This window comes from Pseudomonas sp. P105 (assembly GCF_032614175.1).
Classification (GTDB): domain Bacteria; phylum Pseudomonadota; class Gammaproteobacteria; order Pseudomonadales; family Pseudomonadaceae; genus Aquipseudomonas; species Aquipseudomonas rhizophila.
The window spans coordinates 5,536,404-5,549,530 of record NZ_CP126693.1 but is presented as its reverse complement, the minus strand read 5'-3'; the positions used below and the strand labels follow the sequence as shown (position 1 = coordinate 5,549,530).

Here is a 13,127-nt window from a genome sequence, read left to right as displayed (position 1 = left end):
ACCATGACACTCCGTTATCCACAGGCCTTGCTGTTGCTCTGCGCTTTGGCCGTGTTGCCGCCAGCCATTGCGGGCGAGGGCATCAAACTCGACACCCCGGTCGGCGGCTGGCGCAGCGGCGCGCCGGGCGGTGAAGGCGAAAGCTTCAGCCAGACCGTCAACTACCCGGCTTCTTCGGTCAACACACCTCAGGGCCAGGCCAGCACCGCCCGCATCAGCGGCCAGATCAAAGGCACGCCCAAGGACAGCAACGAGCCGGGCAAACTCATCATCAATGGCGTGACCCTGCCGCTGAAACTCGACCCGCAAGGGCGCTTCGACCGGCCGTTCTCGTTCCCCAATGGCAGCAACAGCATCGAAGTGCGCAGCCCCGACGGCCAGCAACGCCACCGTACGCAATTTCTCAACACCAGCGGCGGCGCCACCCCGGCCAAGCTGCGGGTCTTGTTGACCTGGGACAGCGACGGCACCGACCTGGACCTGCACCTCGTCACCCCGGACGGCGCCCACATCTGGTACGGCGACCGCGTCGTCCCCAACGGCGCCGCGCTCGACGTCGATGTCACCACCGGCTACGGCCCGGAAATCATCGCCATGCCCGCGCCGATCAAAGGTCAGTACCTGGTGTACGTGAACTACTACGGCGGCGGTTATCGCAGTGACGAGGACGGCGAGCAACAAGCGGCACAAGCCCTGACCACGGCGCAGATCACCGTCATCACCGAAGAGGGCACGCCAAGCGAGAAGATGGAAACCTTCGTGGTACCGATGCGCACGGCGGGGGAGTTGATGTTGGTCAAGAGCTTCAGTTACCCCTAAGGCCGCGCCAGAGTCGTTTGTGAGTGTGGGAGCGAGCCTGCTCGCGATAGCGGTGTGTCAGACACCCTGATGCTGAACGTGCTGTCGCTATCGCGAGCAGGCTCGCTCCCACAGGGGGTGTCCGTGGTTTGTGACAATTAGAAATCTCACGCGTGAGCTATTGAGGGGGCTGGGTATTCCCTGTAGTGTTTCTCACGCGTGAGTTTTTTCGCAGTGAGGTCAGCACCATGAACAGCCGCTCTCCAACAGATCCTGCGGGGTCTGCTACCGATTCAGCGAGCCGCAAGGGAGAGCGCTCGAAACCGTCCGTGAAAAAACCATCCAGCTTTTACATGAAGCAGATGCGCGCGGGCTTGAGTGCCGCCGGGTATGTGAAACACGAAACTTGGGTGCTTCCCGAAAACCGGAGCCTGCTCAAGCAGATGGAGAAACAGCTACGCCAACCGATTCTGGCTGGCTCATTCATGTCGGAGAATTACATGAGCGCAGGTAACAACTGGAACATTGATCGCCTCTTCAGTGCCCTTCAGGCCCTCGACGAAGTGGTGGCGAACGACATCACGCTTTCCCTTGTTCAAGGCTCCGAGTCCAGCATCAAGTTGGAAATGAACGATTTTGGCGGCTTGCCGATTTACATCGCAGTGGTGGGTGATCAGATCATCGTCGACACCGTTCTGGTTGATGTCGAATCGATCAACGACGTCGCGGCCTTCAATGATGCCGTGCTGCGCAGCCGGGAAATGTTCCCGCTGTCCTCGATCGGTATCGAGTCCATGCCCAACGGGCAGATTGTCTACAACATGTTTGGCGCACTGAGTTCCGACTCCAGCCTGACCAACGTCGTGACCGAGGTCAAAACCCTCGTCGACAACGTCCAGCGCGCCAGCGAAGCCTTCGAACGTTTCTTCATCTAATTTTTCGGGAACAGGAAATATCCAATGACTCAGTCCATCTGGAGCAAATTGTTCACCGCGCTGCGTGGCGGTGCCAACGAAGTCGGCGAGTCGATCGTCGATCAACAGGCCCTGCGCATCCTCGACCAGGAAATTCGCGATGCCGACAGCGCGCTGGCCAACGCCAAGCGTGAGCTGGTCACCATCATGGCCAAACACAAACTGTCGACTGACCGCGTCAGCGAGTACAACGCCAAGATCCAGGACCTGGAGTCCAAGGCGCTGGCGGCCATCCAGGCCAACCGTGAAGACCTGGCGCTGGAAGTGGCCGAAGCCATTTCGACCCTGACCTCTGAGTTGGACGCCGAGCAAAAGCACGCGACCGAGTTCGGTGGTTACGCTGAAAACATGCGCAAGGACATCGTCAAGGCCGAGAACCGCATCAAAAGCCTGCGTCAGCAAGTGGACATGGCCAAGGCCCGTGAGAGCGTGCAGAAAGCCCAGGTCAGTGCTTCGATTGCCAGCGGCGGCGCCAATGGCAAGCTGGAAACCGCCGTCGGTACGCTCAACCGCCTGCAGGCCAAGCAACAGCAACGTGCCGCTGAACTGCAAGCCCAGGACGAACTGGCCGAGGCTTCGACCGGCAACGACCTGGAGCGCAAACTGCGCGATGCCGGCATCACGCCGAACGAAGGCAGCGCCAATGCGATTCTGGAACGCCTGAAGAAAAAATCGGCGGAGTAATCGGTTCGCGCACACCGAACCCGTGGCGAGGGAGCTTGCTCCCGCTGGGGCGCGAAGCGGCCCCAAAGAATGGGACTGCTGCGCAGTCCAGCGGGAGCAAGCTCCCTCGCCACAATGGTGCCCGGCACTCCATAGATTTAATTGTAGGGCAGGTACTTCTATCCAATCCCCGCAGCAGGTTTAATGCTGCCCCGTGACCGCACTTGAGCACTCCGCTGCCCGTGCGATGACGTCGCCAGGAATGAACCCACGGAGTCAGGGACGAAATGTCGATTTTCCTTTTGCTGCGAACCTACGCCTCGTCCTTCTTCCATCGGTTCGGCTGGGCGGGCCTGGCCATTGCGTTGGGCGTACACCTGGCCATCGCCTGGATCGGCCTGGTGCTTCTGGGCGAACAGCACCTCATCGCTGCCGCCACGTTTATCTACTTCTATCTCACCACCACGCTCACCGTCGGCTATGGCGATCTGTTGCCACAGACATCCGCCGGGCGAATTTTCGTGGCCACCTGGATCATGCTCGGGGGCATTGCCCTGTTGACGACGGTCATCGGCAAAACCACCAGCAGCGTCATTGATGTATGGAGAAAAGGCATGAAGGGCAAAGGCGATTTCACCGGCAAGACCGGCCACACCGTTCTCATCGGCTGGGAGGGCGCCTCCAGCGAACGGGTCATCGAGTTGCTCCTGCAGGACGAGACGTCCAATGACAACCTGATTGTCATCTGCGATTGCGTGCTTGAAGAAAACCCCATGCCCGGCAAGACGACTTTTATCAAAGGTGAAAGCCTGTCCTCTGTCGCACTTTTGCAGCGTGCCGGTGTGCCGGGTGCCGAACGCGTCCTGGTGCGCACCCACTCAGACGATCTGACCCTGTCCACCGTGCTGGCGGTCAATCAACTGAACCCGGTCGGGCATGTGGTCGCCCATTTCAATGACAGTGAAGTGGCCGCCCTCGCCAGCGCCTACGCGCCCAGCCTGGAGTGCACCTCCAGCATGGCCATCGAGATGTTGGTGCGTGCTTCACAGGATCCGGGTTCGTCAGTGGTCATCAATGAATTGCTTTGCGTGGGCGAGGGCGCCACTCAGTACCTGATGAAACTGCCCGAAGCGTTTGATGCCGCGTTCGGCGATCTGTATGTGCAGATGAAAGAACACCACAACGCCATTCTCATCGGCTACCGCGCCAAAGGCGCCCGACACCCGTCGATCAACCCGCCCTGCGACACGCGGGTCGGGGGCGGCGGCGACCTCTTCTATATCGCCTCCGCGCGTCTCAAGGAAATCTCCAATGGGCTGGTTTAAACGGTTGATGGGCATGGAGGCGCCGAACTCGGGCAAGGACTCCAAATGGGTCGCCAACCCAATCCCGGCCTCCGTCGGGCCGCTGGGCCTGGCATCTGGCAAAGAACTCAGGTTCGATAGCACGCTGAAGTTGTTGCTCGACGGCAACACCGGTGTAGTTATCCCGGATGCCCAGCAGATCTGGAGCACCGGCATCGTCGACCTCGGGCAATCGAACTGGCTGACGCGCTGTTACATGAACGACGAGGACTACTGGCTGCAAGTGCACACCAGCGGCGATGTCGCCGGGCAGGTCGAGTCGGTGATCCTGTTCAATTACCTCAGTTACGTCACCCTCAACAGCGAAGCGGAGTTGCGACGGCTGGCCGGGCCCGAAAGCCTGATCGGCCTGCCGACCTACAACCACGACGGTGTCGAGTACAGCCGCGAATGGGGCACCGAGGAAGGCCAGACAGAACTGGTGGCGTTTAGCGAGCGCGTGAGCAATCCGGATGAGTCCTACAGCGTCGAGCACCGCTCAATGCTGTATGCCCGTGAAACCGGCCTGACCGATCGCCGGGAATTCCTGCTGTTTTCCGTCGAAGAAGATGCCGAAGGCACCATCAGCTTGAGCTCGTCGCTGGGCATTTCGCTGTACACCACTGACCTGAACACTTTTTAAAAAAGGAAGAAGTCCATGCTTGAAGCGCTCTCGATTTCCCTGAACAAAGCCGCCGTGCTCGGGTTTGTGTTGTACATCCTCGGTGCGGCCGTGCTGTTCGCGCTGTACCAGTTCATCTACACCCGGATCACGCCGCACAAGGAATTCGAACTGATCCGTTCGGGCAACGTGGCCGCCGCCATCGCGCTGGGCGGCGCCATCATCGGTTTCGCCATCCCGGCCAGCAATGTGATTGCCTATTCCGTCAGCATTCTGGACTTCGTCGTCTGGGCCGTGATCGCAGCGTTCGTGCAACTGCTGGCGTTCCTGGTGACCAGCCTGGTGCTCAAAGGCGCCTCTGAACGCATTAAAAAGGGTGAACTCGCCGCGGGTATTTATATCGCGGCAGTGGCCATCAGCGTCGGCATGTTGAACGCCGCGTGCATGACGCCTTCCCAGAACTGATTGCGCCACGGAGATCCCATGAAACGAAGCAAGTACGTTCAGCTCTCGCTGGCCGCGTCGGTCGCCATGGCGATATCAGGCTGCGGCCCGACGGAAAAAACCTACCCGGTACAAAAGAAGTACAACTTCCAGTCCGTGCAGCAATGTGCCGATGAAAAACTCCCGGTAGACGTGTGCTCCGACGCCTATATGACCGCCATGGCCGAGCATCGCCGCATCGCACCGACGTACAGCAACCAGGCCGATTGCGATGCCGACTTTGTTGCCGATTGGTGCCAACAGGATTCCACCGGCCAGTTCATCCCCAGGCTGGGTGGTTTCGAACTGACCGCCGATGGCCAGGTTACCCAAGCCCAGGTGGACGCGGCCAAGGCACAACTGCCGGCCTCCGAAGCCAATGCGCAAGGCTCAGGGTTCTCCGGCACCAGCCTGCTGACCGGGTTGCTGATCGGCAACATGCTGAGCAGCAACCGCAACAGCTATTACTCCCAACCGGTCTACCGCTATCGCGATGATCGCGGCAACTACGCGTCCTCAACGCTCGCCCAGCGGATTTCCAAAGGCTCGACCTTTACCAAGTCCAATCAGGCGAGGTATGGCAACTACACCGACACGGTCCGCTCCGCCAGCAAACCGATCTCTGTTGCTTCGTCCACCTCCCGTGGCGGTTTCGGCAGCAAAGCCAGCGCCCGCAGCGGTTGGGGCGGCTCGAGCAGCTCCGGGCGATCGAGCAGTTAAGGAACGCGCGTCATGAAGAAAGTCCATTGCGCCGAACGTCATGACTGGAAACAGACCGCCGAGAGTCTCGGCTTTCTGTTCCACACCATCGACGACGAACCCTATTGGGACGAGAGCGCGTACTACCAGTTCACGCTCAAGCAGATCGAAGACGATCTGGAAGACCCGACCACCGAGATCCATGAGATGTGCATGGACCTGGTGGCCCGAGTGGTTCAGAGCGAGGAGCTGCTGGAGCGCCTGAGCATTCCTGCGCCGTTCTTCGACATGGTTCGCACCTCATGGCTCGAAGGGCATCCGCACCTGTATGGGCGCATGGACTTCTCCTACAACGGCAGCGGCCCCGCCAAGCTGCTGGAACTGAACTACGACACGCCGACCAGCCTGTACGAGGCGTCGGCGTTTCAGTGGGGCTGGTTAGAGCAATGCATCGAGCGCGGACTGTTGCCCGGGCATGCCGACCAGTTCAACAGCATCGACACCAAGCTGCATCAGGTCTTTGCCCAACTGCAACTCAAGCAGCCTTTTTACTTTGCGTCGATGAAAGACTCGATCGAAGACAAGGGCACCACCGACTACTTACGCCTGATCGCGGAAAAAGTCGGCATCGAATCGCGGCACATCGATATCGAGGACATCGGCCTTACAGGCGAAGGCCGTTTCGTCGATCTGGAAGATCGCTGGATCCCTCACCTGTTCAAGCTGCATGCCTGGGAGTTCATCTTCCACGAGCCTTTTGGTGCGGCGATTGCCCAGAGCGACACGCAGTTTTTCGAGCCGGCCTGGAAATCGATCATCTCCAACAAAGGCATCCTGCCGTTGCTGTGGGAATTCAACAAAGGTCACCCGAACCTGCTCGCAGCCCATCTCGACACTGACTCGAGCAAAGCCGTCCCCAAGGGCTGGGTACGCAAACCGTTCTTTTCCCGGGAAGGCGCCAACATCGAGCTGCAAACCGCTGATGGCCTGATCGTCAAAGAAGACGGCCCCTACACCGACGCCCCTTTCATCCTCCAGGAATTCGCCCCGTTGCCGAAGTTTGGCGACAGCTACACATTGATCGGCTCCTGGGTCATTGGCGACCAAGCCGCCGGCATCGGCGTGCGGGAAGACAACAGCTTGATCACCAAGGATTCGAGCCGGTTTCTGCCGCATTTGATCCTCGACTGATTGCTCCCAAGCAGCCAATTCAATCAGCCTGACAGTCTGCGGTGCTTGTTTTTGGGGCTGCTTCGCAGCCCAGCGGGAGCAAGCTCCCTCGCCACAAGGGCGGTGTGTCAGTGGGCTAGGCGCTGAACCCATGTGGGAGCGAGCCTGCTCGCGATGGCGGTGGATTAGCCAACATCAATGTCGACTGACTTTCCGCTATCGCGAGCAGGCTCGCTCCCACAGGTCAGGTGTTCACCACAGATTTTTCAGGTCCACCAGTACCGCACCAAATGAAAGAAGATCGGCGCGGCGAAGCACACCGAATCCAGCCGATCCAGCATGCCGCCGTGGCCTTCGATCATGTGCCCCCAATCCTTGACGCCACGGTCACGCTTGATGGCCGACATGACAATCCCACCGGCAAACCCCAGCAAGTTGATCAGCAAGGCGATGAGGAACGACTGCCACGGATTGAACGGCGTGATCCACCACAGCGCGCCACCGATCAGCGAAGCCAGCAGAATGCCGCCAACAAAGCCCTCGACGGTTTTCGACGGTGACAGGTTCGGGGCGATCTTGTGTTTGCCGAACAACTTGCCGCACACGTACTGCAGCACATCCGACAACTGCACCACGATCACCAGGTAAGCGATCAGCAACAGGTTGCGCCCTTCGAAACCGGCGATGTCCAACGTCAGCAGCGCCGGCACAAAGGAGATGCAGAACACCGCGATCATCAGCCCCCACTGGACCTTGGAAGCGCGCTCCAGAAAGTGCGTGCTGTCGCCGCCCAGGGACGCCAGGATCGGCAGCAGCAGGAACACGTACACCGGGATAAAGATCGAAAACAGCCCGTACCAATCAAAATAAATCAGCAGGTATTGCAGCGGCAGTGCCAGGTAGAACGCCGCCACCAAGGCCGGGTAGTCGCTGCGCCGGGTCGGTGTCAGGGTCAGGAATTCCCGCAGGGCGTAAAACGACACGGCGTAGAACAACAGGATGACCGCGGCGTTGCCCAGCCAGAACGCGGTGCCGATCACCAGCACCATTACCCACCAGGCGTTGATCCGCGCGTTGAGGTTATCGATGACCGAATTCGGCGCGCCTTTTGTCCGCAGTTTGAGAATGAAACCAATCACGGAGGCCAGCAGCAGAATCGCGCCGATCCCGCTAAACAGCATCAGGGTATGTCTATCCATGTCAGACGTGCTCCGGGGCCAGTGCCAGTAGCGCGGCCCGGCTGCGTTCAAGAAATTGCTCTTTGCTTTCATCTTCTTCGATGCACAGCGGCGCGCCGAAACTGGTGGTGCACAACAGCGGCAGTGGCAGCACCCGACCCTTGGGCATGACGCGGTTGAGGTTGGCGATCCACACTGGAATCACCTCGACCTCGGGATGGCTTTTCATCAAGTGATAGATCCCGCTCTTGAACGGCAACAGGCCGTCCTCCGGGTTGCGCGTGCCCTCGGGGAAGATGATCAGCGAGTCGCCGTTTTCCAGGGCGTCGAGCATCGGCTGCAAAGGGTTGTACGAAGGGTCCTTGCGCTCGCGGTCCACCAGCACGCCGTTGAACACCCGGTTGATGATGTAGCGCCGCAGCGGGCTGGTCTGCCAATAATCGGCGCCCGCCACTGGCCGGGTAAGCTTGCGCAGCGCCGGCGGCAACGAGGCCCACAGCAGCACGAAGTCGCCGTGGCTGCTGTGATTGGCGAAGTAGATCCGCTGCACCGGTTGCGGCGCGCAACCGAGCCACAGGCTGCGAGCCCCCGTGACCATGCGGGCGGCGGAGGTGATGAGGCTGGCGACCACGGGTTCGAACATGAGGATTCCTTGTCCTGAGAAACATAAGCGTAACTGTGGCGAGGGAGCTTGCTCCCGCTGGGCTGCGCAGCAGCCCCCAAGAGGCTGAACACAATCGATCTGATACACCACAGTGCTTGGTTTTGGGGCTGCTTCGCAGCCCAGCGGGAGCAAGCTCCCTCGCCACAAAAACTATCTAGATACCTGAAGCTAACCAAGGACTGGCCAGGATCAAGCCCAGCGTCAAGACAACTTGCGTGGCCAGCAACAACGACTGGCGGCGCAGCAGCAACAACGCGCCGTGCCGGCGCTCGGTCCAGAGCCGACCGCTTCGTTCGACCGGTTGCAGGCCGAGGGCGGTGAGGGCTTGATCCAATGTATAGGTTCGTTCGGCCAGCGATTGGGTGCTGTCCGCCATGCGCTGGAACAGGTCGGCATCAAACGCCACGCGCTGCGCCCAGTACTTTTGCAGCACGCCAAGCATGAATATCACGACGCTAAAGCACAGCAGCCACGGATTGACGCTACCGACCAAAAGTTGAGCCAGCCCCAGCAGCGCCGCTAACAGGGTCAGCCCCGTGGAAAGCTGATCCAGCGAGTGACCTCGGCGCAACAGGCTCGCCACCGTGTGGAGTTCCATATCACTGATCATGGTCATTCCTCGTGCTTGTGGATAACCGTTCCAACGCCCGACGGTGCGCCGGATGCAAAACAACCTGCGGGCGGGCCCGCTGGATTTGGACGATGGCCGCATCGACGCTGGCGGCCCGGCCAGTGTGCAACAACCACGCTGCCACGGCGCTGGCGCTGCGTGAATAACCCAGGGCGCAGCAGACCAGCAGCGGCCCATGCTGACGCAGGTTCTCGATCATCCGTGCAGCTTCCAGGCACTGCTCGGCACTGGGCGCGGTCAGGTCAAGCACCGGCAATGCGCGATAGGCGATGCCGGTGCTGTCCATGGACATTTCGGCGCAAAGGTTGAGCACGCCGGTAAACGCACTGTCCTTCAATTCCATCGGCGTGGGAATGCGCCCCAGCCAGACGTTATCGGCCACCTGATCGGCCTGCGGATGCTTGCGCGTCCACCATCGGGAATTGATCCACGCCGCCGCCAGGTAAGGCGCCAACAGCCAGCGCACCGCCGGGCTCAATCGACCATCCGCGCGCTTCTGAAAGCCATCGGCACCGAACACCAGATAATTCAGCGCCACCCCCAGCACCGCCACTGCCGGCCAGATCAACCAGAGCCACGCGCCACCCAAGGCAAACGCCGGAACAAAAAACGCCGCAGCCCCTAAACCATAGCGCAAAGCCAATCGCAGACGAGCCGGGTCCGCGGTCACGCGCGCATTTTTCAACGGGCTGGGCCGATCCAGCGGCCACAACCAGACACACAACCACCCGGCCAACGCACCTGTGGGCAGGTCAATAAAGTGATGTTGATACGTGGTCAGCACCGACACGCCAATCAGTGCGAACCAACCGTGCATCAGCCAACGCCAGAGCCCTTGCAGGTGCCGCTGATAACACACCCACAGCACCACCAACAACGCGATGTGCAGCGACGGTGCCTGATTGAACGGCTTGTCGAACCCGGCCAGCACGTCGAACAGCCAACCGAACACCCCATCCATTTCCGGCCGGGCGAAGGTGAAGCGCAACGGCCAGAGCAAAAAACAACTGACCGCAATCGCCTGGGCCGTGAGCAGACGCAAGGCGTGGCGTTTGAGTTCTTCGCGGCTGTTGGGCAACAGCAACGACAGGCCGTACAGCAGATCAATCGACCAATAGGGCACGATGGTCCAGGCCATGAACGGCATGTAGCTTTCCCAACCAAACACCAGGCTGCCCACGTCGTCCCGCTGAGACGTCACCCAAGTGGCGAAGCCATAGGTGCTGAAAAACAACGGCGCCAACAACAGTAACCACAGCACCGCCGGTTTCAATAGGCCGGGCTCGCGGGCCGGGGCGATGACGGCGCTCATCACTGCACTCGCTGAGCCAACGAAACGCTGAAGATGCCCCACTCATCGACCCGCAAAGTGATCTTGCGGAAACCCGCCGCCTCCACCAGTTGATCCATCTCCGCCTGCGTGCGCCGGCGCATTACCCAGGCCTGCCCGGCGCGGTGGCTGGTGAGGGCGCGGGCGATCAGTTCCAGTTGCGGGTGCCACGGCTGCCCGGTGTAGACCAGGAACCCGCCAGGCTCCACCGCTTCGGCCAGGCCGGCGAGGGAGTCACCGACCATCTGATTATCGGCAAACAACTCATACAAACCGGACACCACCGCGAGCGTCGGTTTGGGCTCCAGCGCCGCCAGATCCGAGCGATCAAAGGCATCACCTTTGACGAACTGAGCGATATCGCCCAAGCCCTTCTCAAGAATCAGCGCACTGCCGTCCCGCACGTTGATGTCGCTGTAGTCGCGCAGCAGGATCGACTCCGGCAACGGACTGACACCTTGCAGCGCTTCGAGAATGTAACGGCCATGACCCGCGGCGATGTCGACAATGCGCACTTCGCGGTCCTGCTCGCGCAAACTGCCCATGGCCAAACGCAGCAGCTCCTCGACGTGCAACTTGCGCTGACGAATCCCGCGCCAGCCGATGGAGTTCAGGTAATTCTGGTCAATCATCCGTCCCACGGCCGAGGTGCCGGTGGGGCGATTGCGGTAGACGTAATCCAGCGTGCTGCCGGAATCGAAGCCGGTGTCGAAACCCAACTTCACCCCAGCCGACAACTTGCTGCCAAAGCGCATGCTGGCGCGGGTCATGCGCCAGTACAGGTCGCGCAACGAATTGTGCGGCAGCGGCGTCGCCAAGGCTTCGGACTCGGCGCAGGTCGCACCCAGGCGATCGGCGTCCAGCAGGGAAGGGCGGTCCAGCGGGCGGGCAAAATTTTGCAGAATGAACCGGCGGGCACTGGCAATGGCCGGCGCACGGTTCTTCTCGCCGAGGGTGTCGTGGAAGAACCCCGGCAGAATGTGTTTCTCCTTGTGCACACTGCCCAGCCGCTCGAAGAACTGCTCCTGGGGTTTGCGCTGCACCACAAAGTCGGAACCTGAGATCAACAACTGCGTTGGCACCTGAATCGCCTGGGCATCGGCCACCACGCGGTCGGCGGCTTCGTAGAGACCCAGCAGCACATTCACCGAAATCGCCTTGGTGATCAGCGGATCGCTGTCGTAGGACGCCACCCGCTCCGGGTCATGGCTGAGGAATTTCGCCTTGACGTAACTGTTGACGAAAAAGTTGCCGCGAAACCGGCGCATCAGCGCCAGGCCCGGACGAGCGAAAGGCACGTAAAGCTTGACCTTGAACGCCGGCGACGCCAGCACCAGCGAACGAATGCGCGGCGCGTAATCGTGAACCCAGGTCGACGCAATCACCGCCCCGACACTCTGCGCCACCACGGCGATGTTCTGCTCGTCGATCTGATGCGTTGCGCCGATGTGATCGCAAAACGTCTGCACATCCCGCGCACTGGTGGCAAAACTCGGACTGTCGCCGCGCGCGCCCGGCGACTGGCCATGGCCGCGTGCATCCCAGGCAAAGAAGTCGAACCCGGGCAAATCCAGCTCATCCACCAGATGCGCAATGCGCCCGGAGTGTTCATGACCCCGATGAAACAACAACACCGCCTGACGAGGCTCACCCGGCGGCGCATCGACGGCCGGCCAATGCCGGTAAAATAAATCCACGCCGTCAAAGGTGGTAAACGTCAGTTCCTGGGCTTCGCGCATTGCAACTTCCTTATGCTGAGGGAGCGTTTTCCGTCACTTGATTCAGGCCATGACGCACCCGATTGACCAAGGTATAAACCAGCAGGGCGGCTACCACCGCCATCACACCATCAACCCAGAGTGTCCCGAGCCAACCCAGGGCAATCCCGGTCGCCAGCACGCCCAACACAAAGGCGCGATCACTCTTGCCCATCGGCCCGTCATAGCGCCGCGAAGCCCCGACCATCGCCCCCAGCACACCGGCGTATTCGCTGAACAACGCCAACAGCGTGACCAACAACACCAGCAACAGACTGGCGTCGGCAAACAAGGCAAAAGGCAGGATCAAGGCAGCGTCGGCGATGATATCGCATAGCTCATTGAGGTAGGCGCCCAGATGCGATTGCTGCCCGAACTCCCGCGCCAACATGCCATCCACCGCGTTCAACGCCATGCGCAGAAGCATCCAGATTGGCACCAGGATAAACACCCCCGGATGATTGGCGAACCACGCCACCACGGCCCCCACCAACACAGAGACAGCGCCGGCGAGCAGGGTGACCTGATTGGCGGTGATGCCCTTGTCGTAAAGGCGCTGAACCATGGGGCGCAGCAGGTTCTGGAAGGCGGGTTTGAGCTGGTAGATGGAGGGCATGGGAATGAAATCTCGGCCGGTTGCAGGGCTGGGCTTGTTCAGCTGCGAGATTACGATAGTTGGGGTTTGGCTGGAGGGGTAATTCTCGAGAATGCGCGCGGGTAGGCATCTGGCAACGAATTCACCGGTGAATAAAGAACCTCTGTGGGAGCGGGCTTGCCACAAGCCTCTGTGGGAGCATAGCTTGCTCGCGATAGCG

The 13,127-nt window shown here is 60.5% G+C and carries 14 protein-coding genes; 8 read left to right on the top strand and 6 right to left on the bottom strand.

The annotated features are described in order from the left end of the window. Positions 1 to 3: 3 nt before the first annotated feature. From QOM08_RS24875 to QOM08_RS24840, 8 genes are all read left to right on the top strand, one after another. Positions 4 to 819 carry a YfaP family protein gene (locus QOM08_RS24875; RefSeq protein WP_281459794.1) on the top strand — a complete coding sequence of 272 codons (816 nt, stop codon included), beginning with the start codon at positions 4 to 6 and terminating at the stop codon, positions 817 to 819. Between the two features lie 332 nt (positions 820 to 1,151). Then, positions 1,152 to 1,733: a YjfI family protein gene (locus QOM08_RS24870; protein WP_092394936.1), complete on the top strand. Its 582-nt coding sequence runs from the start codon at positions 1,152 to 1,154 to the stop codon at positions 1,731 to 1,733. A gap of 24 nt (positions 1,734 to 1,757) precedes the next feature. Continuing rightward, complete coding sequence (locus tag QOM08_RS24865) at positions 1,758 to 2,456, top strand: PspA/IM30 family protein (RefSeq protein WP_047229446.1); 699 nt, start codon at positions 1,758 to 1,760, stop codon at positions 2,454 to 2,456. A gap of 266 nt (positions 2,457 to 2,722) precedes the next feature. Continuing rightward, the gene (locus QOM08_RS24860; RefSeq protein ID WP_076383469.1) at positions 2,723 to 3,760 is read left to right on the top strand and encodes an ion channel; all 1,038 of its coding nucleotides are present in this window, start codon (positions 2,723 to 2,725) and stop codon (positions 3,758 to 3,760) included. Next, positions 3,747 to 4,421, top strand: a complete 675-nt coding sequence (locus QOM08_RS24855; RefSeq protein WP_316912275.1) for a DUF2491 family protein — start codon at positions 3,747 to 3,749, stop codon at positions 4,419 to 4,421. The genes QOM08_RS24860 and QOM08_RS24855 overlap by 14 nt, the downstream gene beginning before the upstream one ends. Before the next feature lie 15 nt (positions 4,422 to 4,436). Then, positions 4,437 to 4,865 (top strand): DUF350 domain-containing protein, encoded by a 429-nt coding sequence (locus QOM08_RS24850; RefSeq protein WP_047229449.1) that lies wholly within the window; start codon positions 4,437 to 4,439, stop codon positions 4,863 to 4,865. An 18-nt stretch (positions 4,866 to 4,883) separates the two neighbouring features. Further along, entirely contained in the window at positions 4,884 to 5,603 is a 720-nt protein-coding gene (locus tag QOM08_RS24845; RefSeq protein ID WP_076383471.1) for a DUF1190 domain-containing protein, read from the top strand. Positions 5,604 to 5,615: 12 nt separating this feature from the next. Next, positions 5,616 to 6,773: a glutathionylspermidine synthase family protein gene (locus QOM08_RS24840; RefSeq protein ID WP_047229451.1), complete on the top strand. Its 1,158-nt coding sequence runs from the start codon at positions 5,616 to 5,618 to the stop codon at positions 6,771 to 6,773. 245 nt (positions 6,774 to 7,018) lie between these two features. Here QOM08_RS24840 and QOM08_RS24835 read toward each other — a convergent pair whose 3' ends face one another. The 6 genes from QOM08_RS24835 to QOM08_RS24810 form a co-directional block, all read right to left on the bottom strand. Next, positions 7,019 to 7,951 carry a phosphatidate cytidylyltransferase gene (locus tag QOM08_RS24835; RefSeq protein WP_047229452.1) on the bottom strand — a complete coding sequence of 311 codons (933 nt, stop codon included), beginning with the start codon at positions 7,949 to 7,951 and terminating at the stop codon, positions 7,019 to 7,021. A 1-nt stretch (position 7,952) separates the two neighbouring features. Continuing rightward, positions 7,953 to 8,573, bottom strand: a complete 621-nt coding sequence (locus QOM08_RS24830; RefSeq protein WP_076383473.1) for a lysophospholipid acyltransferase family protein — start codon at positions 8,571 to 8,573, stop codon at positions 7,953 to 7,955. A gap of 175 nt (positions 8,574 to 8,748) precedes the next feature. Further along, positions 8,749 to 9,204, bottom strand: a complete 456-nt coding sequence (locus QOM08_RS24825; protein WP_092459489.1) for a hypothetical protein — start codon at positions 9,202 to 9,204, stop codon at positions 8,749 to 8,751. Then, positions 9,194 to 10,537, bottom strand: coding sequence for a phosphatase PAP2/dual specificity phosphatase family protein (locus QOM08_RS24820; RefSeq protein WP_316912274.1), 1,344 nt, complete (start codon positions 10,535 to 10,537; stop codon positions 9,194 to 9,196). Before QOM08_RS24820 ends, QOM08_RS24825 begins: the two co-directional genes overlap by 11 nt. Continuing rightward, positions 10,537 to 12,294, bottom strand: a complete 1,758-nt coding sequence (locus tag QOM08_RS24815) for a bifunctional alpha/beta hydrolase/class I SAM-dependent methyltransferase (RefSeq protein ID WP_188251937.1) — start codon at positions 12,292 to 12,294, stop codon at positions 10,537 to 10,539. The genes QOM08_RS24820 and QOM08_RS24815 overlap by 1 nt, the downstream gene beginning before the upstream one ends. A 10-nt stretch (positions 12,295 to 12,304) precedes the next feature. After that, on the bottom strand, positions 12,305 to 12,928 hold the full coding sequence (locus tag QOM08_RS24810; RefSeq protein ID WP_316912273.1) for a CDP-alcohol phosphatidyltransferase family protein: 624 nt from the start codon (positions 12,926 to 12,928) through the stop codon (positions 12,305 to 12,307). Between the last annotated feature and the right edge of the window lie 199 nt (positions 12,929 to 13,127).